This window comes from Neisseria brasiliensis (assembly GCF_009671065.1).
Classification (GTDB): Bacteria; Pseudomonadota; Gammaproteobacteria; order Burkholderiales; family Neisseriaceae; genus Neisseria; species Neisseria brasiliensis.
Genome location: NZ_CP046027.1, coordinates 2,102,579 through 2,123,382, shown reverse-complemented (window position 1 = coordinate 2,123,382; position 20,804 = coordinate 2,102,579). Strand labels below are relative to the sequence as shown.

At 48.2% G+C, this 20,804-nt stretch carries 19 protein-coding genes; 6 read left to right on the top strand and 13 right to left on the bottom strand.

What is annotated here, in order from left to right:
- Nucleotides 1-52: 52 nt before the first annotated feature.
- The 4 genes from zapE to cmk form a co-directional block, all read right to left on the bottom strand.
- Nucleotides 53-1,195, bottom strand: a complete 1,143-nt coding sequence (gene zapE / locus GJV52_RS10585; protein ID WP_095503441.1) for a cell division protein ZapE — start codon at nucleotides 1,193-1,195, stop codon at nucleotides 53-55.
- 153 nt (nucleotides 1,196-1,348) lie between these two features.
- Nucleotides 1,349-1,663 (bottom strand): integration host factor subunit beta, encoded by a 315-nt coding sequence (locus tag GJV52_RS10580; protein WP_095503440.1) that lies wholly within the window; start codon nucleotides 1,661-1,663, stop codon nucleotides 1,349-1,351.
- An 11-nt stretch (nucleotides 1,664-1,674) separates the two neighbouring features.
- Nucleotides 1,675-3,357, bottom strand: a complete 1,683-nt coding sequence (rpsA, locus tag GJV52_RS10575; RefSeq protein ID WP_100563139.1) for a 30S ribosomal protein S1 — start codon at nucleotides 3,355-3,357, stop codon at nucleotides 1,675-1,677.
- Between the two features lie 220 nt (nucleotides 3,358-3,577).
- Nucleotides 3,578-4,237 carry a (d)CMP kinase gene (cmk, locus tag GJV52_RS10570; RefSeq protein ID WP_095503438.1) on the bottom strand — a complete coding sequence of 220 codons (660 nt, stop codon included), beginning with the start codon at nucleotides 4,235-4,237 and terminating at the stop codon, nucleotides 3,578-3,580.
- 201 nt (nucleotides 4,238-4,438) lie between these two features.
- Here cmk and GJV52_RS10565 point away from each other — a divergent pair, with 201 nt between their 5' ends.
- Entirely contained in the window at nucleotides 4,439-5,665 is a 1,227-nt protein-coding gene (locus GJV52_RS10565) for a uracil-xanthine permease family protein (protein ID WP_095503437.1), read from the top strand.
- 213 nt (nucleotides 5,666-5,878) lie between these two features.
- Here GJV52_RS10565 and GJV52_RS10560 read toward each other — a convergent pair whose 3' ends face one another.
- On the bottom strand, nucleotides 5,879-6,481 hold the full coding sequence (locus tag GJV52_RS10560; RefSeq protein WP_100563141.1) for a DUF4230 domain-containing protein: 603 nt from the start codon (nucleotides 6,479-6,481) through the stop codon (nucleotides 5,879-5,881).
- Between the two features lie 226 nt (nucleotides 6,482-6,707).
- Here GJV52_RS10560 and ribBA point away from each other — a divergent pair, with 226 nt between their 5' ends.
- Together ribBA and GJV52_RS10550 are read left to right on the top strand one after the other, a co-directional pair.
- The gene (ribBA, locus tag GJV52_RS10555) at nucleotides 6,708-8,042 is read left to right on the top strand and encodes a bifunctional 3,4-dihydroxy-2-butanone-4-phosphate synthase/GTP cyclohydrolase II (RefSeq protein ID WP_100563143.1); all 1,335 of its coding nucleotides are present in this window, start codon (nucleotides 6,708-6,710) and stop codon (nucleotides 8,040-8,042) included.
- A 133-nt stretch (nucleotides 8,043-8,175) separates the two neighbouring features.
- Nucleotides 8,176-8,442 carry a GNAT family N-acetyltransferase gene (locus GJV52_RS10550; protein ID WP_229436971.1) on the top strand — a complete coding sequence of 89 codons (267 nt, stop codon included), beginning with the start codon at nucleotides 8,176-8,178 and terminating at the stop codon, nucleotides 8,440-8,442.
- Between the two features lie 266 nt (nucleotides 8,443-8,708).
- Here the strand turns inward: GJV52_RS10550 and GJV52_RS10545 are convergent, their stop codons facing one another.
- The 8 genes from GJV52_RS10545 to GJV52_RS10510 all read right to left on the bottom strand — a co-directional run bounded on the left by GJV52_RS10545 (nucleotide 8,709) and on the right by GJV52_RS10510 (nucleotide 17,830).
- Nucleotides 8,709-10,052 (bottom strand): aldehyde dehydrogenase family protein, encoded by a 1,344-nt coding sequence (locus GJV52_RS10545; protein WP_100563145.1) that lies wholly within the window; start codon nucleotides 10,050-10,052, stop codon nucleotides 8,709-8,711.
- Nucleotides 10,053-10,226: 174 nt separating this feature from the next.
- A complete protein-coding gene (locus GJV52_RS10540; RefSeq protein ID WP_100563147.1) occupies nucleotides 10,227-11,399 on the bottom strand; it encodes a uroporphyrinogen decarboxylase/cobalamine-independent methonine synthase family protein in 1,173 nt (390 codons plus the stop codon).
- 164 nt (nucleotides 11,400-11,563) lie between these two features.
- The gene (locus tag GJV52_RS10535) at nucleotides 11,564-12,226 is read right to left on the bottom strand and encodes a MarC family protein (protein ID WP_095503431.1); all 663 of its coding nucleotides are present in this window, start codon (nucleotides 12,224-12,226) and stop codon (nucleotides 11,564-11,566) included.
- Between the two features lie 3 nt (nucleotides 12,227-12,229).
- Nucleotides 12,230-13,369, bottom strand: coding sequence for a rod shape-determining protein RodA (gene rodA / locus GJV52_RS10530; RefSeq protein WP_100563149.1), 1,140 nt, complete (start codon nucleotides 13,367-13,369; stop codon nucleotides 12,230-12,232).
- Nucleotides 13,362-15,374, bottom strand: a complete 2,013-nt coding sequence (mrdA, locus tag GJV52_RS10525) for a penicillin-binding protein 2 (RefSeq protein ID WP_229436969.1) — start codon at nucleotides 15,372-15,374, stop codon at nucleotides 13,362-13,364. Before mrdA ends, rodA begins: the two co-directional genes overlap by 8 nt.
- A gap of 43 nt (nucleotides 15,375-15,417) precedes the next feature.
- A complete protein-coding gene (gene mreD, locus GJV52_RS10520) occupies nucleotides 15,418-15,918 on the bottom strand; it encodes a rod shape-determining protein MreD (protein ID WP_100563151.1) in 501 nt (166 codons plus the stop codon).
- Nucleotides 15,919-15,922: 4 nt separating this feature from the next.
- Entirely contained in the window at nucleotides 15,923-16,774 is an 852-nt protein-coding gene (mreC, locus tag GJV52_RS10515; RefSeq protein WP_095503427.1) for a rod shape-determining protein MreC, read from the bottom strand.
- A 15-nt stretch (nucleotides 16,775-16,789) separates the two neighbouring features.
- The gene (locus GJV52_RS10510) at nucleotides 16,790-17,830 is read right to left on the bottom strand and encodes a rod shape-determining protein (protein WP_095503426.1); all 1,041 of its coding nucleotides are present in this window, start codon (nucleotides 17,828-17,830) and stop codon (nucleotides 16,790-16,792) included.
- 234 nt (nucleotides 17,831-18,064) lie between these two features.
- On the opposite strand from GJV52_RS10510, the gene gatC reads away from it, so the two are divergent.
- The 3 genes from gatC (at nucleotide 18,065) to GJV52_RS10495 (ending at nucleotide 20,749) form a co-directional block, all read left to right on the top strand.
- Nucleotides 18,065-18,355 (top strand): Asp-tRNA(Asn)/Glu-tRNA(Gln) amidotransferase subunit GatC, encoded by a 291-nt coding sequence (gene gatC / locus GJV52_RS10505; protein WP_095503425.1) that lies wholly within the window; start codon nucleotides 18,065-18,067, stop codon nucleotides 18,353-18,355.
- Between the two features lie 70 nt (nucleotides 18,356-18,425).
- On the top strand, nucleotides 18,426-19,871 hold the full coding sequence (gene gatA, locus GJV52_RS10500) for an Asp-tRNA(Asn)/Glu-tRNA(Gln) amidotransferase subunit GatA (RefSeq protein WP_100563153.1): 1,446 nt from the start codon (nucleotides 18,426-18,428) through the stop codon (nucleotides 19,869-19,871).
- Nucleotides 19,871-20,749, top strand: a complete 879-nt coding sequence (locus tag GJV52_RS10495; protein ID WP_100563155.1) for a VirK/YbjX family protein — start codon at nucleotides 19,871-19,873, stop codon at nucleotides 20,747-20,749. The genes gatA and GJV52_RS10495 overlap by 1 nt, the downstream gene beginning before the upstream one ends.
- Nucleotides 20,750-20,804 lie beyond the last annotated feature (55 nt).

Genomic DNA, 20,804 nt, shown 5'->3' with positions numbered 1-20,804 from the left:
ACTTCATTTGCTTTTGGTAAAAAGCAGCTTCGACCGGTCAAAAAAATGATGCTTATTTTTTCTTACCCAGCGTCAAATGCGGCTGCTCTAAATACACTTCAGACTGCATCTCCACCATACGGCTGGCGGTACGGGTAAATTCTGCGGCAAAATCGCCTTCAACATAAATATCGTTCACATCGACTGCACTGGTGGCGCACAATTTCACGCGGAAATCATACAAAACGTCAATCAGCCACGTCAGACGGCGCGCTTCGGCTTTTTCCAGCGGGGTCAAACGCTCTAAGCCGGACACAAACACAATTTCGTAATTCTCCGCCAAATACAGATAATCCGCTTGTGAGCGCGGACCAAAGCACAAGGCACGGAAATCAAACCAAATGGCTTTGTCTGATTTGGCTTTATGCGGAATTTCACGGTCGTGAATGATGCTGATACCCGGATTCAATTCCGATGTATGCGCCATTTCTTTAAACAATTCGGCCAGTTTGTTTTCATTTTCTTCATTGCTCGGCACAAAGAAAATTTCAGCCGGCTTCAAAGTGCGCAAGCGGTAATCTTCGCCGCCATCCACGTTCAACACCGTCAGGCTGGACTCAATCAAAGCAATGGTTGGCAAGAAACTGCTGCGGTTTTGCCCTTGCGGATACAGTTCAGACGGCGCATAGTTGGAAGTTGCCACCAACACCACACCTTCATTTAACAAATTTTCCAACAGGCGGCCAAGAATCATGGCATCGGCAATGTCGCTGACGTGAAATTCGTCAAAACACAAAACGCGTGTTTCTTGAGAAATCTCGGAAGCCACGGCTTTCAATGGATTCGCTTCGCTTTTCAAGCCTTTCAAGCGCTGGTGAATTTCCGCCATAAAGGCATGGAAGTGAACACGACGTTTGCGTTTATATGGTAGGCAGCCGAAAAAAGCATCCATCAGAAAGCTTTTACCACGGCCTACACCGCCATAAAAATACAAACCTTTCGGCACTTGCGGCGAACGCAGGCTGCGGCCTAAAAAACGGTTGCGCTTGCGTTTGAACATCATCAATTCAGTCCACAAACGATCTAAATGCTCAATGGCAACGGCCTGCGCTTCATCACGGATAAAATTAGGCTGCTGAGCAGCGGCCTGATACCACGTCAACGGACTGTGGTTTTCAAAACTTGGCGGGACAAACAGATTTTCTCTATCACTCATTACCGAACCTTATTATTTATTAATTCTAACTGAATGGCAGCCATTATAAATGATTTCAGACGGCCTCCAAGCATTTATCGTATGAAACTTCTTTATTGCTTGAATTTATAAGAGAAAACGCCGCATTTCTGCGGCGTTTGTTTACTCAGGTTTTTAGTTGGCGTTCTCTTGCAGAGCCAAGTCCACACGTTCGCGCAATTCTTTACCTGGCTTGAAATGTGGAACATGCTTTTCAGGCACTTCCACACGCTCGCCGGTTTTCGGGTTGCGACCCACGCGGGCTGGACGGTGATTCAAGTCAAAGCTGCCGAAACCACGGATTTCAATACGTTGGCCGCGAGCCAGCGAACGGGTCATGGTATCTACCAAAACTTTCACGCTATACTCAACGTCTTTAGCCATCAATTGATTTCCGTTTTTCTCGGCAAAAACCTCTGCCAAACGAACCATTAATTCAGACTTAGTCATTGTCTGTAACCTTATTCTTCACCAGACAATTTGGCTTTCAGCAAATCACCCAAGCTGGTGGTACCGGCATTGGCAGTTGCTGCAGAATTTACTGAGTTCAAAGCGTCACGGTTTTCTTTAGCGTCTTTGGCTTTTACAGACAAGCGGATGCTGCGGTTTTTGCGGTCAACAGTTGCAATCACGGCTTCAACTTCGTCGCCTTCTTTCACAACATTGCGCAAGTCTTCAACACGCTCGCTAGACCATTCAGCTGCTGGCAAGTAAGCTTCTACTTCGTCAGACAAAGCCACTACAGCGCCTTTAGCGTCAACAGATTTCACAGTACCTTTAACCAAAGCACCTTTATCGTTTACGCTAACGAAGTTACCGAATGGGTCGCCTTCCAATTGTTTGATGCCCAAAGAGATGCGCTCTTTGTCCACATCGATGGCCAATACAACAGCTTCAACTTCTTCGCCTTTTTTGTATTTGCGAACGGCTTCTTCGCCAGATTCAGTCCAAGACAGGTCAGACAAGTGAACCAAACCGTCGATGCCACCAGGCAAGCCTACGAATACACCGAAGTCGGTAATCGATTTAACCGCACCAGACAATTTGTCGCCTTTGTTGTGGTTGGCAGCAAATTCTTCCCATGGGTTAGCTTGACATTGTTTCATGCCCAAAGAAATACGACGACGGTCTTCATCGATTTCCAAGATCATCACTTCTACTTCGTCGCCCAATTGAACCACTTTGCTTGGGTGTACGTTTTTGTTGGTCCAGTCCATTTCAGAAACGTGTACCAAACCTTCGATACCTTGTTCGATTTCAACGAATGCACCGTAGTCGGTCAAGTTAGACACTTTACCGAACAGGCGGGTACCTTGTGGGTAACGACGGGTCAGACCGCTCCATGGATCTTCGCCCAATTGTTTCATACCCAGAGAAACGCGTTGTTTGTCTTGGTCGAATTTCAATACTTTGGCTTCAACTTCTTGGCCGACTTCCAACACCTCGCTTGGGTGTTTCACACGGCGCCATGCCAAGTCGGTGATGTGCAGCAAACCGTCGATGCCGCCCAAGTCAACGAATGCACCGTAATCGGTGATGTTTTTAACGATACCTTTAACAACCGCACCTTCTTGCAGATTTTCCAGCAAGGCTTTGCGCTCTTCACCCAAAGTGGCTTCCAAAACGGCACGACGTGATACCACCACGTTGTTGCGTTTTTTGTCCAATTTGATAACTTTGAACTCGATCTCTTTGCCTTCAAAGTGTGAAGTGTCTTTAACTGGACGAACGTCAACCAAAGAACCCGGCAAGAATGCGCGGATGCTGTTGATCATCACAGTCAAACCACCTTTTACTTTGCCGTTGATCACGCCAGACAAGATGTCGCCGTTTTCCATTGCTTCTTCCAAAGCAATCCAGTCGGCAGCGCGTTTGGCTTTTTCGCGAGACAGTTTGGTTTCACCGAAGCCGTTTTCAACAGATTCGATGGTTACGGTAACGAAGTCACCAACTTTAACTTCAATTTCGCCTTGAGCGTTTTTGAATTCAGCTACATCAATCAGAGATTCTGATTTCAGACCTGCGTTAACGGTCACAAAGTTTTGGTCGATTGCCACTACTTCAGCGGTAATCACCTCACCTGGGTTCATCTCTTGCAGGGTGAAGCTTTCTTCCAATAACTGAGCAAAATTTTCCATAGACATAAATAACTCTTTTCGGTACACCGCCAAGGGGTGCGGGGTAAGTTAGACATCGCTCACCGCCCTTGGCACGGCAAGCGTCAAAATCAAATTGATTAAAATAAAAATGCTGCGGTAGAAATACTTTTACAGCCTTCTTATTTTAACCGACTATAATTTTTCAGACGGCCTTTTACGATAAAAAAGCCGTCTGAAATCAAGCAAAAGAATTATACAGCAATTTTCAGACTTTGCTATACCAATCAAGCACTTTTTTTACACTTTCTTCGATACCCAGCTCGGTCGTATCCAAAAGCTGCGCATCCGGCAATTGCTGCAACGGTGCAACAGCACGGCGGCGGTCAGCTTCGTCACGCGCTTCGATATCCGACAGAATGCGGTCAAATTCCACACCCTCACACGGCAAGCCGATTTGCTTGGCGCGGCGTTCGGCGCGCACTTGCGCGCTGGCAGTCAAAAACACCTTCAATGCCGCTTCAGGGAAAATCACGGAACCGATGTCACGACCATCGGCCACCAAGCCTTTATCGGTTAAGAAATCACGTTGGCGCTGCAACAAAGCGGTACGCACTTGCGGCAATTGCGCCACAGCAGATGCGCCCATACCGATGGCTTCGGTGCGGATTTGCTCGGAAACATCTTCACCATTGAGCAATACTTTTTGGCCGTCAAACTCAGCCGGCAAACGTTCCGCCAATTGGGCTACGCCGGCTTCATCCGTCCACTCGACATTTTCTTTTTGGGCATATAAAGCAGTCAGGCGGTAAAGCGCGCCCGAATCCAGATAATCAAAGCCCAAGGCAGCAGCTACGCGTGATGCAACTGTTCCTTTTCCTGAAGCACTCGGCCCATCAATGGCAATAACTTTTTGTTTTTCCGACATATCCGTTCTCTTTATCGTGTTGGGTTTGAAGGCAGCGCAAAGACCATCTGAACAACCATTGCGGCCGTTAGCGACATTATAAACAATCTCGACCGCAAATTCATGGTTTCAGACGGCCTTTGCATGCAAAGACGATACAAAAGCTACCAGAATCATCGTATAATCGCGCCCGATTGTTTCAAAATCATCACGGAATTTAACATGCAACAACTTAAACTTGCCATTTCCGGCGCACAAATTTTATTTGTCGCGTTCGGCGCAATGGTACTCGTCCCCCTTCTTACCGGCCTGAATCCCGCCCTAGCCTTGCTTGGCGCAGGTATCGGCACACTTTTATTTCAATTGCTCACCAAACGCAAAGTGCCGATTTTCTTAGGGTCTTCGTTTGCCTTCATTGCGCCGATTATTTATTCCATCGGCGAATGGGGCTTACCGTCAACCATGTTCGGCTTATTTGTCGCCGGTTTTATGTATTTCATTTTTGCCGCACTGATTCGCTGGCGTGGCTTGGAAGCGGTGCACAAATTATTGCCGCCTGTGGTGATTGGCCCGGTGATTATGGTGATCGGTTTATCTGTTGCCGCTGCTGCCAGCCAAATGGCCATGGGTCAATCCGGCGGTCAGCAAGTCATTGAATACAGCGATTCTTTGATTTTAGCCGGATTCACTTTTGCCGTGACCGTGGTCGTGTCGGTATTCGGCAGCAAAATGATGAAGCTGATTCCGATTTTAATCGGCGTGGCTTCGGGCTACATCTTGGCACTTATGATGGGCTTGGTTGATACTTCGCCGATTGCCGCCGCACCTTGGTTTGCTGTTCCTCACTTCGAAACACCCGAAGTCAACTGGCAAGCGGCTTTGTTTATGCTGCCCGTCGCCATTGCACCCGCCATCGAACACATCGGCGGCATCATGGCCATCGGCAACGTAACCGGCAAAGACTATGCCAAAGACCCGGGCTTGGATAAAACGCTGGCCGGCGACGGCTTGGGCGTGTGCGTGGCCGGCTTAATCGGCGGCCCGCCTGTGACCACTTACGGCGAAGTCACCGGCGCGGTAATGATCACCAAAAACAGTAACCCAAAAATCATGACTTGGGCAGCCATTTTCGCTATTTGCATGGCCTTTTTCGGTAAATTCAATGCATTTTTGGCATCGATCCCCTTGCCGGTAATGGGCGGCATTATGATTTTGCTGTTCGGCACCATCGCATCACTGGGCTTGAAAACGCTGATTGATGCCAAAGCGGACTTAATGCAGCCGAAAAACTTGGTGATTGTCAGCTCAGTACTCACTACCGGCGTGGGCGGCATGATTATCAAGTTTGGCACTCTCAGCTTCGCCGGTGTCGGCTTGTGCGCGATTTTGGCGATTTTGCTGAACTGGATTTTACCGACAGCGAAAGAACCTGCCGCACCGGTTGAATAATTTTATTGGTATCACAAAGGCCGAGACCTTTGCAAAATCCCTATCTTTGGCACATTTCTTCGTTGTGCGCTGCTCGAAAGCTTGCCTATCTTGATGATATGTCTTCACTTTCTGCGCTGCTACAACTTTGAACTGTACTCAAATCTAGGGTTTTGCAAAGGTCTCACGCCGTCTGAAAAAATCATTTTCAGACGGCCTTTTCACTTTCATTTCCTATTTACACACCGGCACCGCAGCCGGATAAATCGACACTTGCGTTTGCGTCAATCTAAACAAATCTTCCAGCTGCCGTTGCGCTTGCGCGGTTGCATTCTTCAAAATATCGGCTTTACACGCACTGGTGAGCACCTGCTTGCGCGCCTGCTCTTGCACAATTTTAAACACCGTTTTATCCATCGGCAAAATATTCAGCGAACCTGTTTGAATGTCGTAAACTTCAATATCTTCCAAATCTACGCTGAGGATTTCCACTTCCGGCAAGCTGACGATGACTTTTTCATCGATGATGTTCACATTATCAGCAGTGATTTTATCCAAATCGACGCCGGCCAACACTTTGCCGCGCACGATAAACAAACCGCTTTGCGCATCCTGCCACAGCTTGCGCCAGTCGCCTTTTTTCTCGGTGCGGATAATGGTGTCGATATAAAACGCCGTGCTTTCCAAGCGGTTGAGCTGCTTGATTTGCGTCAGCACCCCTTCGCGCGACAATACTTCAGCCCGCTCTTGTGCAACGCGTTCATGATAAAGCCAACCACCTGCCGCCGCAGCCGCAACCAACAACAACACCAGCAGCCCGCGAAAAAATGTCTTCATCGCATTAACCTTAAAACTTTTAATAAAATCAAATGGTAATATGCTTGCTTTTGATAAAATTTCAATCACAAAGGCCGTCTGAAAACCTAATTTTACGTTTCAGACGGCCTTGTTTTCTTATTTAAAATAATTACCATAAAGTAATATAAATACCTCATATTACCAAATTTGCTTTTTGGTAAAGTTGGGACTACAATCAATTACGTTCTCACACACAGGACACACCATGACCATTACCGAATTGCGCCGCCACAATCTGCGACTATGGATTAACCAGCAATGCGGCGGTCAGCAAGCCCGATTGGTTGCGGCAACCGGCATCAATCAGGGCGAACTCTCCGCTTTATTGAAAAACAAATCCTTCGGCGAGAAAAAAGCCCGAAAAATAGAGCGCGATGCCGCCATGCCCGAAATGTGGCTCGACACCGTACACACACCCACTCCCTCCGAATCTCAAGAAAGCAAAGCCATGAATATTGCCACCATTCCAGAAATTTTAGCCGACATCAAAGCCGGTAAAATGGTCATCATCACCGATGCCGAAGACCGCGAAAACGAAGGCGACCTCTTAATGGCCGCGCAATTTGTCACGCCCGAAGCCATCAATTTTATGATTAAACACGCCCGCGGTTTGGTTTGCCTGCCGATGGCCGAAGAAATGGTCGAAGAACTGGGTCTGCCGATGATGACGCAGAAAAACGGCGCACAATACGGCACCAACTTTACCGTCTCCATCGAAGCGGCCAACGGCATCGCCACCGGCATTTCCGCAGCCGACCGTGCCTTAACCATTCAAACCGCCGTATCGCCGACTGCCAAACCGGAAGACATCGTACAACCCGGCCATATTTTCCCCTTGCGCGCGCAAAAAGGCGGCGTGTTGGCGCGTACCGGCCACACTGAAGCCGGTGTCGATTTGGCGCAAATGTGCGGCCTGATTCCGGCAGCGGTGATTTGTGAAATCATCAACGACGACGGCACCATGGCGCGTATGCCGGAATTGATGAAATTTGCCGAAGAACACGGCCTAAAAATCGGCACCATCACCGACTTAATCGAATACCGCAGCCGCACCGAAAGCCTGTTAGAAGAAATGGGCGACTCGCCGGTCAACACACCGTGGGGCGCATTCCAACAACACGTTTACGTCGATAAATTAACCGGTGAAACCCATTTAGCCTTGGTCAAAGGCACACCGACTGCCGAAAACGAAACCTTAGTGCGCGTGCATGAGCCATTCAGCGCCATGGATTTTATTTCACCGAATCCGCGCCATTCTTGGTCGCTGCCGCAAGCCTTAACCCGCATTCAACAAGCCGAAAGCGGCGTGGTGATCTTAATGCACCGCACAGAAGACGGCGCGTCCCTGCTCGACCGCACCTTGCCAAAAGGCGCCAACCAAGCTTTTAAATGGGACAGCAAAAGCTACGGCATCGGCGCGCAAATCTTGGCCAACCTCAATGTCAACAAGCTGCGCGTATTGGGCAAACCGTCTGCTTTCACCGGCCTAACCGGCTTTGGCTTAGAAGTAGTCGGCTTTGAAGAAGCGGAAAATCAGTAATTAAATTCTTTTGAGCCAACAGGCCGTCTGAAACTTACCATTTCAGACGGCCTCAATTTTTTCTTGCACCCTGCGGCAAATCTTTTATACTGATGAAGCAACCCGTCGATTTTCAATAACAAAGGAGAAAGTCATGCCGAATATCCAGCATCAAATCGAGTCGCAAAAATTTGTCTTATTGGCCGATGACGAAATTGTCGGCGAATTGGATTACCGCACGTTTGGCAATACGCTCGACATTACCCACACCCGCATCGAGCCACAACATCGTGGCAAGGGCTTGGCACGCCATTTGGTGAATGCGGCCATTCAGGAAGCCGAGAAAAACGGTTTGAATTTGACCGCCAGTTGCGATTACGCCGAACAAATTCTGGCGCGCGAAGGCCGCTTATCGCATTGATTTCATCTATTTTATTTTGAAGGCCGTCTGAAAAAATCATCTTTCAGACGGCCTGAGACTTTTTAAAACTCCTTGAAAAATGATAGCACAAAGAACCGCCGTCATTCCCGCGCAGGCGGGAATCCATCTTAAAATTTCAGAAACTTATTTTATTCAATAGTTGCCATGCTCAAAAATGGATTCTCGCCTGCGCGGGAATGACGGTCGTTTTGGTTTTTATTGATGATTCACAAGGTTTCGTAAATGTCTCGGCCTTTAACTATGAATTACTTCTGCCAATACGTTTTCACGTTCACAAATTCATACAAACCGAATTCCGACAACTCACGCCCATAGCCCGACGCTTTTACGCCGCCAAACGGCAAGCGCAAATCGCTGCTGGTGTGGCGGTTGATAAACACCGAACCGGCTTGAATGTGTTCAGCACATTGCCAAGCCTGCTCGGTATTGCCCGAATAAATCGCCGCGCCTAAGCCAAACGGCGAATCATTGGCCAATTCAACCGCATGCGCTTCGCTGTCTGCCCGCAAAATCATCGCCACCGGCCCAAACACTTCTTCATGATACACGCGGCAGGCCTTATTCACCCGATCCAAGACCGTAGCCGGATAAAACCAGCCTTTACCTGCGGGGATTTCACCACCCATCAAACAATCTGCACCATGTGCAATTGCATCTCGTACTTGCTCATGCACGGTATCGCGCAAATCGGCTCGGTGCAAAGGCGCAAGTGTGGTGTCGGTGTCTTTGGGATGGCCGCTTTTCAGCTTATCGCATTCTGCCAAAAACAAAGGAATAAATTGACCGGCAACCGCTTCGGTCACAATGATGCGCTTGGCTGCATTACACGATTGGCCAGCATCGCGAAAACGTGAATAGCAGGCATCTTTTGCCGCTTGTGCCAAATCGGCATCGGGCATCACAATGAAGGCATTGCTACCGCCCAGTTCCAAAACGGTTTTCTTCAAATGCATACCGGCATGTGCGGCAAGTCGGCGGCCGGTATGGGTCGAGCCGGTAAACGCCATGGCATCGGTAGCTTCAATGGCTTTCAGCGTATCGTCATGGCTTAGCCAAGCCGGCATCATTGGTAAATCTTCACCGATGATGTCAAACAAAGCGGCAGTAACACGCGCCACGCTGGGGGCTGGTTTCACCACGCAGGCATTGCCAGCGCACAAAGCCGGAATGGCAAAACGCAGCACCTGCCACACCGGATAATTCCACGGCATCACCGCCAACACCACACCCAAAGGCTCAAATCGGACTTGGCTCAAACTCGCTTGCGTAGCGATGGTTTTGTGCGCAAGCAATTCCGGTGCCAGTCGCACATAATAGCGGATTAATTCAACCGATTTTTTCAATTCGGCCTGACACTCATGCAAGCATCTCCCCACTTCTTCGCACACCATTTCCGCCAAGCGCTCTTGCTCGTCGGCCAAGCGGTCGGCAAACTTGTTCAGTAAAGCCGTGCGCGCGGTGACATTGAGTGCGGCAAATTGCTGTTGGCGTTGCTGAAGCTGGTGCAGTGCCGTTGAAAATTCATCCCAACTTTGCGCGTCTCGGCGGTAAAGCATTTCGCCATTGGCGACGTTTATGCTGTGAAACAAAGTGTGCTCCTTTGAGTGCGTGTGTTTTTTATAGGTAAACCGATATTATAACGAAGGCCGTCTGAAATTGTTACCGGATAAAATGGCGCAATATTGTTCAGACGGCCTGATGAATAAAAGTTTAAGGCCGTCTGAAATATTTCAGCCGGCCTTGATGAGCTGGTTAAGCTGGTTTTACTCACCCCAGAATTGGCGCGCAATGCGTTGACCTTGCTGGATTTTTTTCCATTGCTGCGCTTCAGTCAATTCGTTGCCGCCGTCACAAGACGCAAAGCCGCATTGGTGTGACAGGTATAATTTATCTTTCGGCACATATTGCGTGGCTTCTTCCAACAATTTCAGCGTACGCGCTTCATCGTCTAAATCAGCGGTTTTGCTCGACAAGAAACCCAATACCACTTCAGCTTCCGGTTTATCAGCAAAGGCTTTCAAGGCGGTCAGGTTGCCGGCGCGTTCGTCGTCCCATTCCAAATAAAAACGGTCGTAATTTTGTTTTTTCAGGAACAAATCGGCGATGGTTTCGTAGCTGCCGTCAGCCATGTTGCGCGAATCGTAGTTACCGCGGCAATTGTGGGTGTACACTTTCAAGCCCAATTCGTGGGCAAAAGCGATGATTTCATTGTTTAAATCGATGAAATCTTGTGCCAAGTTTTGCGCTTCGGCAGTAAAGCCTTGGCCGCTGAACGGGCTGTGTTCATTATCGGAAGCAAACAATTCCCACAAGCAATCGTCAAACTGAATGATTTTGCCGCCGGCTGCGTAGTATTCACGCAAGAAATCTTTGTATGCTTCAACCAAATCGGCACGCAAGGCTTCTTTGCTCTCATACACTTTGCCGCCGATGTTTTTCGACATGATGCCCAATTCGCCATAAATGTGCGAAGGAGACGGAATACAGTGTTTCAACACGCTGCCTTCAGGCGACAAGGCTTCTAAGCGTTTGTAGTGGTCGATGAACGCGTGGTGTTTGCAGCAAACATGGTCGGTAAATTCAATGCCAACGTCGCGACGGGTTTCGTATTTCTCATCAGGATTGTTGTCGCGGAAAAAGTAACCGTGTTCGGCAATAAAGCGGCGAACACCGGCCAAGCCCCACACGAAATCCAAATGCCACAACGAGCGCGAAAATTCGCCATCGGTGATTTCAGGCAATTGATGCTCGGCTTGCTCTTTCACGATTTTGGCCACGGCTTCGTCTTCGGCTTCTTTATAGCCTTTCAGTTCATCGTAAAATGGATATTGGATATCGTCGCGCTTTCCAATTTCACGCTTGAAAACCAACAAATCTTCTGGGCGCAGGAATGAGCCTACGGTTAAAAAGCGTTTTGAAGTTACTTGTTCTGTCATGTTATTTCCTTCTCTGGCGTTATTTTTTATTGAGATGTCCCACTATACCCAAGCTTCTATACAACAATCAAACGCTTAATTTTCGCAAAAAACATGAATTTCATTCATAAAGAGGCCATCTGAAATATTTCAGACGGCCTTGAAAACCTTTTGTTGATTGTATCTTAAGCAGCCAATTGAGGGAAAATAGCCTTCAAACCGGCCACAATAATTTCCACTGATACCGCTGCCAGCAGCATGCCCATAATCCGGTTGAGAATGCTCAAACCGGTATCGCCCAGCCATTTGCTGACTTTTGCCGATGCCATCAACACAATATAGCAAAACAGGCTAATCAAAAATCCGGCAGCAATGATGCTGACCACATCCCAATAATTTTGCGCCGCAGAGGCATAAATAATCACAGTAGAAATACCACCCGGGCCAATCATCATAGGAATAGCAATCGGCACCACGGCAAACGACATCACATTATCTTTAGGTTTTGCCGTAATCGTAATCTCACTGTCTTCACTGGTGCCCAAATCAGGCTTAGCCGGATTGTCGTCGCCTTTCATCATCGAAATGGCAATCAACAGCACCAAAATACCGCCGCCAACTTGGAACGAACCAACACTAATGCCCAGCAGCTTCAAAATCAAACCGCCGCTGACGGCAAAAACTGAAATCACGATAAACACCGACAAAGTCGCCACTTTGGCAATTTTACGTCGCTCGCGTGTGCTGTGGTTGCGGGTTAAATCGAGATAAATCGACAACGCACTAAATGGATTAATCAACACCATAAAGGCGACAATTAATTTGGTGATTTCAACACCGAGTTCCATGTTTTATCCCTTTTGTGTTTCTGTTTTTGGTCGCGGTAGTTTTTGTTCGTTGGCAATGCCCATCAACAACGCCAAAATCATCATGATGGAAATGGTTGCCGTGCCGCCGTAGCTCACCAGTGGCAATGGCACCCCCACCACCGGTAAAATACCGCTCACCATGCCCATGTTCACAAAGGCGTAGCAGAAAAAGGTCATGGTCAACGCGCCGGCCAATGTGCGGCTATATAAAGTTTGTGCGCGGCCGGCAATGTACAAACCGCGCCCCAAAATCACCAAATACACCAGCAATAATAAGATATTGCCGATTAAACCGAATTCTTCGCCAAACACGGCAAAAATAAAGTCAGTCGTGGCTTCAGGAATATAGTCGAGATGCGTTTGTGTGCCATTGAGCCAGCCTTTCCCCCACACACCACCCGAGCCGATGGCAATCATCGATTGGATAATGTGATAACCCGCGCCAAGTGGATCTTTAGTCGGATCAAGCAAGGTCAACACGCGCGTTTTTTGGTAATCGTGCATGCCGTAATTCCAAACTAAGGGCAATACGGCCACAAAGCCTACAATGGCGGCAAAAATCACTTTCCACGGCAATCCGGCAAAATAAACCACAAACAGACCCGAAGCCATAATCAACGTGGCCGTGCCCAAATCAGGCTGTTTCAAAATCAACGCCACCGGCACCGCCATCAAGCCCAACGCGGCCAGATAATGCCACCAGCGCAATCGGCCTTCAAAGCGCTGGAAAAACCACGCCACCATCATCGGCAAACCAATTTTCATGATTTCAGACGGCTGAATTCTGATACCGAGATCAAGCCAACGGGTTGAGCCGTTGACCGTTACGCCCGCAATTTCAACGCCAATTAACAAGACCACGCCCACCGCATAAATCGGCAACGCCCATTTGGCAATAGTTTTGGGCGGGACTTGCGCGACAACCCACAATAAAATAAAGCCGATAACCGTGTGCAGCGTTTTGTTTTCCAGCTGACCAAATTCTTGCCCATCGGCCGAATAAAGCAAAAACAGGCTCATGATGTACACGGCCAGCATCGCAAAAAACAGCCAAGGATCAATCGGCGCCCATACGGTTTGCTTGATTTTTTTCGCCCAACCGACGCTTTGAGGTTCAGTCATTATGCGTTTCCTTTGTCGGTTGTGAGGTTACAGAATGTTGATAGGCCGTCTGAAAAATCGAAGGGGGAACCGGTTTGGCTTGTTGCACACCAATTGTTGCCTGTTTGACCCATGCTTCAGATTCAGGCGGAAACTGATTTTGTTTCACGTTCAGCATATAAAAATCGGTTAAACTGCGCGCCAATGGTGCTGCATTCGCACCCCAACCACCGTTTTCCAGCAATACCGCAATGGCGATTTCCGGTTTATTCACCGGCGCAAACGAAATAAACCATGCGTGGTCGCGATGCTGCTCGCGCAAAGCGGCCGCATTATAGGATTTACCCTGCTGAATTTGCACCACTTGTGCGGTACCGGTTTTACCGCCCATGGGATAGGCCAAGCCTGCACCGATGCGATGGCCTGTGCCGCCCGGTTTCAATACTTTCACCATCGCATTTTTGATGTATTCAAAATTATCGTGCTTAAATGGAATGGTGCGTTCAGGAACTGGATTGATTTTGGTGATTTCCCGATTGTTGTAATTCAAAATTTCTCTAACCAAATGCGGGCGGTAAACCACGCCATCATTAGCCAAAGAGGCCGTGGCATGCGCCATCTGTAAAGGGGTATAAGCGTTATACCCCTGCCCCACACTCACCGACACCATTTCCCCCGGCATCCATTCGCGCGCCGATGGCGATTTGGCTTTAGCAAAACGTTTTGCTTTCCATTCACGGCTTGGCAGGATGCCGCGGTATTCATTCGGTAAATCGATACCGGTTTGCGCACCTAAACCAAACTCAGCCAGATAAGGATGTGTTTTATCAATGCCCAATTCATAGCCGGCACGATAAAAGAAGGTATCTGATGAAACCTGAATCGCTCGGCTCAAATTTGCCGAACCATGACCGCTGCGCACCGCATCGCGGAATAAATGTCGGCTACCGGGAATGCTCCACGCACCCGGCGCAGGTAATACTGTCGATTGGGTCAGCTTACCGCTTTCCAAAAAAGCCATACCGATAAAAGGTTTAAACGTCGAGCCCGGCGGATAAAGACCTTGCGTCACACGATTGATTAACGGGCGCTGCCAATCTTCATTCAGCGACTTCCATGTCTCCGTATCAATGCCATCGATAAACAAATTCGGGTCAAAAGAGGGTTTGGAAACAAACGCTAAAACATTACCGTTTTGCGGATTAATCGCCACCACAGCGCCACGCTTGCCGCCTAAAATACGATCGGCTTCAAGCTGCATGCGGATATCCATGCCTAAGCGCAAAGTTTGCCCCATTTTAGGCGGCACATCTTTCAACACTTTGACGATATTGCCATAGGCATCTTTTTCTACTTCTTGATAACCCGGCACACCATGCAGCTGGTGTTCATAATAATTTTCCAAACCAGATTTGCCGATGTGGGTGCTGCCGCGATACAGGGCGGTCAAGTCTTCTTCTTTTAGCTTTTCTTGGTCTCGATCGCTGATACGACCGATATAACCGACAAAATGTGAAGTTAACGCGCCATAAGGGTAAGAACGGAAAGTACGCGAATTGACTTCAACCCCTTTAAACTCATGCAAATGCACGGCCAACTTGGCAGCTTCTTCATCCGTCAGCTTTAATTTGAGCGGAATATTTTCGTATTTACGATAAGTTTCGCGGTATTTTTTGAAACGTTTCAAATCCGTTTCGCTGATGTTGACATACTGCCTTAAGGCTTCGATTAAATCATCCATCTTGCCTTCAATTTCACTTGGAATCACTTCCAATGAGAACACCGGATAATTTTTCGCTAAAGGTACGCCATTGACATCAACAATTTCACCGCGAATGGGCGGTTTGGGAATGATGGTGATGCGGTTGGTAGATGCCCGACCGGTAAAGTCATCATGGCGCACTACTTGCAGATAAACAAAGCGTGCCAATAATAGTGCGAAAAAAATTAAAATCAGCACAAAAACCACCAACAGTCGCAAGATAGAATCTGATTGCGACGCATTGGCGGCTGATGGTTTAGGCATAGATTTCACCGGCTCGGCGGACAAATTTCGTTTCAACATGACTTTATCGACGGGAACGGCTGAAATTGATCAGAATCAGCATCAATTGGCTGAGCAAAGGCCAAAGCAGTGCACCGATAAATGGCGCAATAAAACTTTGCCAAGTAATGATTTGATGGCTTAGGAACAAACGCGCAGCAGCAAGCAAAGCTTGATTACACAACAAAGCCGCCAGCACCACTAAAATCTGCATCACATGACCATAGAGCATAATTTGGCGATGATAGCTCAACACAAAAAACACCATTATCGTATAAGACAAGGCGTGCAAGCCCAAAGAAGCGGCCGTACCGATATCAACCAAAAGCCCAACCACAAAAGCCACGCCCATACCGACAGCTTGCGGCCGTTGCATGGTCCAATACAGCAAGGTCAAAGCCGTTAATTCCGGCAGCCAGAAAAACACGTCGAAAGGAAACGGCATGAAATCCAGCAGCATCGCCACAATAAAGGTAACCACCATACTCAACGGCACAGCGTGGAAAGAATCATCAAATTCGTTCATGAAATTAAGGTTCCGTCGGCGCGTAAATATGTTGCGGCAAAACCAGCACAAAGCGGCTGCCTTGCAGCGCAGCAAAAGGTGTGAGTGTCGTGTCGTAATAAGGCGTACCCGAAGCACGCACCACTTGATTGACCGTTGCCACCGGAATACCGGCCGGATACACACTATCCAAACCTGAAGTTAACAAAATATCGTTGGGCTTTAAATCAGAGGCCGTCGGAAAATAACGCAAATCCAATTTACTGCCGCTGCCGTAAAGCAAGCTGCGTTCACCGGTACGCTCCACCACCACCGGCACGATGGTTTTACTGCTAGACAATAAACTGATTTCCGAGCTTTTCATCTGCACTTGAGTGACCTGACCGATTAAGCCTTCGGTATCGATAACCGCGTCACCGTTTTTCACGCCGTTGCTGCTGCCTTTGTTGATAATCAGCTTTTCAGAAAGTGGATCTTTACCATTGGAAATCACTTCAGCACCAATCACATCGCTGATGCCGCGCTGTTGCAAGCCATAAAGCTTTTTCAACTCACTCAATTCGCTTAAGTTGACTTTATCACGCTGCAAACGGATTTTCAGACGGCCATTTTCTTCCTGCAAAATACGGTTTTGCTCCAGAAGCTCAGCCTGAGATTGCGACAAATTGCCGACATATTGATAGAGTCGCACAGGTTGATTGGCCAACCACTGTATCGGATACAAAATGGTTGCACCAACCTGACGAATAGATTGAACGGCGGCAAAATGGCTGTCGAGCATCATCAAAGCGATGCCCAACACCACGTAAACCGCCAACTTAAATAATGGCTTACGGCTATTATTGTCACCGTCAAACCGTAAAGACGATTGTTTCATACCTACCCTTTACGGTTAAGGATTTTCAGCAAAAATGGCATCCCACTTGCCGATATAGTCCAAAGCCTTACCTGCACCATAAGCCACACAATTCAAAGGCTCATCGGCAATACCGACCGGCAACCCGGTGGCATCGGCCAATAAAGTGTCGATGCCTTTGAGTAACGCACCGCCACCGGTCAACATAATGCCGCGATCGGCAATATCGCCCGCCAATTCCGGTGGTGCCTGCTCCAGCGCCAAACGCACTGCACGGACAATTTGATTTAATGGTTCGCTCAATGCTTCTCGAACTTCATCTGTGGTAACCGCAATCGATTTCGGCGTACCTTCTGCCAAATCTCGCCCCTTCACACGCAAAGCACTCATATCATCGTCATCAAATGCCGAGCCGATTTTCTTTTTCAATTCTTCCGCGGTCGCCTCTCCAATCAAGACACCGCGTTTACGGCGCACATAATGAACAATGCTTTCATCAAATGCATCTCCGCCGGCGCGTACCGAATCCGAATAAGCCATGCCCCCAAGTGACAAAATGCCGATTTCAGTCGTACCACCGCCAATATCGACAATCATCGAACCAGAGGTTTCTTCAATCGGCAAACCTGCGCCCAAAGCCGCAGCCATTGGTTCTTCAATCAAATGCACGCTGGATGCACCTGCTGCAAATGCAGAATCACGAATCGCTTTGCGCTCTACCTGAGTCGAGCCACCCGGCACACAAATTACCACGCGCGGTGGTACCACCATGCGGTCGCCGGTCGCCTTTTTAATTAGCAAACCCAGCATCCGTTCGGTAATATTAAAATCAGCAATCACACCGTCTTTCATCGGACGGATAATCTCAATATTTCGCGGCGCACGACCCTGCATTTTTTTGGCTTCGGTACCGACCGCCAAAATTTTGGCTTTACTGTTGGCCTGACCAGTTTGCACCGCCACAATCGACGGCTCATCCAATACGATACCGCGGTCACGCACATAAATCAGCGTATTGGCCGTACCTAAGTCGATGGCAATATCATTTGACAGAAAACGGGATAAAAAACGAAACATGAAAATACCTGAAATATCGGGCAACCGCCCCTAACGTGTTATTTTAAATAATCTTCTCAGAATACATAGACACAACAATTCAGACGGCCTGCCATTATTTAATGAATAAAACCAAGCCATCCCAAAATCACCATGCCACCCTGATGGGTTTTCGGTTATAATTCTTCATTTCATTGAAGATGAACGCAATGATACCTTATAAAGGTTGGATTTGCTATCAGACAAGGACATTTTATGGCTTTAACCTTAAACGATGTGGAAAAAATTGCCAAGCTTTCCCGTCTGCGTTTAACCAACGAAGAACAAACGCAAACCTTAAAGGAATTAAACGACATTTTCGCCATGGTTGAAAAAATGCAAAACGTGGATACCGATGGTGTTGATCCAATGGCACACCCGCATGAAGTCGCGCTGCGCCTACGTGATGATCGCGTTACCGAAAGCGACCACGCTGCCGAATACCAAGCTGTTGCGCCTGAAGTGCGTAATCGTTTATACATCGTACCGCAAGTCATCGAAGAATAAATTTATTTTCAGACGGCCTGTATAAATTTCAAACGAGAGGCCGTCTGAAACACAAAATTCGGAAACCATCATGCCTCAATATACCTTAAAACAAGCCAGCGAATTGCTGCAAGCCAAGCAAATTTCCGCCGTCGAACTCGCGCAAGAATATCTTGTCGCCATAGATGCCAAAAATCCGGCCATCAACGGCTACATTACCTTAGATAAAGACTTGACCTTGGCCGAAGCCAAAGCCGCCGATGCCCGTATCTCTGCAGGCAATGCCACCGCGCTCACCGGTGTGCCGATTGCGTATAAAGATATTTTTGTACAACAAGGCTGGCGTTCTGCCTGCTCGTCGAAAATGCTCGACAGCTTTGTTTCACCTTACACCGCTACCGTGGTGCAAAACCTGCTTGATGAAGGCATGGTCACTTTAGGCCGCGCCAATATGGACGAATTTGCCATGGGCTCGACCAATGAAACTTCATTCTACGGCGCCACGCAAAATCCTTGGAATACCGCACACGCACCGGGTGGCTCATCAGGTGGTTCGGCCGCAGTAGTTGCCGCGTGTTTAGCCCCTGCCGCGCTCGGTTCCGATACCGGCGGTTCTATCCGCCAACCTGCCTCACATTGCGGCATCACCGGCATCAAACCAACTTATGGCGTGGTTTCCCGCTTCGGCATGGTGGCTTATGCATCGAGCTTCGACCAAGCCGGCCCGATGGCGCAAACCGCCGAAGACTGCGCCTTGCTGCTCAACGCCATGGCCAGCTTTGACGAGCGCGACTCCACCAGCTTGGAACGTGAAAAAGAAGATTACACCCGCGATTTGAACCAGCCGTTAAAAGGCTTGAAAGTCGGCTTACCAAAAGAATATTTCGGCGAAGGCAATAGCGCCGATGTTCAGACGGCCTTACAAAATGCTATTGATTTATTGAAGGCTCAAGGCGCAGAAATGGTAGAAGTCAGCCTGCCGCAAACCGAGCTTTCCATCCCAGCTTATTATGTATTGACTTCCGCCGAAGCCAGCACCAACCTGTCGCGCTACGACGGCGTACGCTACGGCCACCGCGCCGCTCAATTTGGCGATTTGGAAGAAATGTACGGCAACACCCGCGCCGAAGGTTTCGGCAGCGAAGTGAAACGCCGCATCATGATCGGTACTTACGTATTGAGTCACGGCTACTACGATGCCTACTACCTGAAAGCCCAAAAACTGCGCCGCTTGGTCGCCAATGATTTTCAGACGGCCTTTGCCCAATGCGACATCATTCTCGCGCCAACTGCCCCGACCGCTGCGCCCAAACTTGGTGCCAACGCCACACCGGTGGAAACCTACTTGAGCGACATCTACACCATCGCCGTAAACCTCGCCGGTTTGCCTGGTTTAACGTTGCCTGCCGGTTTCAGTTCAGACGGCCTGCCGATTGGTGTGCAATTGATTGGTAACTACTTTACCGAAGCGAAGATCTTGGGTGTGGCGAACCAAATGCAGCAAAATAGTGATTGGCATACCCAAAAACCATTGTAATGAAGAAGTTTGCTTTTCCTACCTTCCGTGATGTTTATAATTTTGCGCCTAAATACAAGCTCCAGCATTTAAAATTTACGCTGCGCTGCCTGTTTTCCCGCAACAACATCAAAGCATTTGAAACGTTTGTAAACACTTGCGAAAGCTATCTAAATTTTTTCAGAAACCGTTCCCAAGATGCCTATCCACTGATTCATGCGTATATGGACAAACGTTTCAATGGCAAACAGCGGCTGTCTGTCATGACAAACGATTTAAAAGCAGCACGTTCATTATTTGGCCAACGGGCTTTTGCGCAGATTGCACATGCAGACTCATCCACAAATTCGATTGTGTTATCACAATTAACCGATGAGTTGAGTTTATGCCTTCATCGCAACGACAATTGTGTTGATGAAGGCTGGTGGGCGGTATCATTGCGTGATACTGCAAATCAACGCCTTTACGCCGCTACTTTTGCCTTTATCAATCATCGCTTAGTGGTTGGCTCTGTACAAGGCCCTGCCGGAGAACATGCAAAAGACTTGGTCAAAAAGCTGACAAAACAGCTTCATGGTTTGCGTCCGCAAAATTTAGTCGTTACCGCACTGCAATACTTAGCCGCTTGCTTGTCGCTGGAAAACATTGCCGGAATTTCGCAGGCTGATCAGGTTAAGCTGCGCTGGCGCTTAAAGAAACGGGTGCAAATGGATTATGATGTATTTTGGCAAAACGTCGATGCCAAACTGCATGATGATGGCTATTGGCACTTACCTGCTATACCCACGCGTAAAGAATTAACGGAAATCGAAAGCAAAAAACGATCAATGTATCGAAAACGTTATGAAATTTTGGATAAATTGTTTGCTGATACTGCAACATGCCTGCAAACCAATTAAAGAATGGCAATTAAACTACCTTTCTTTGCACATGCAACTTGATTCAGATTGCTTA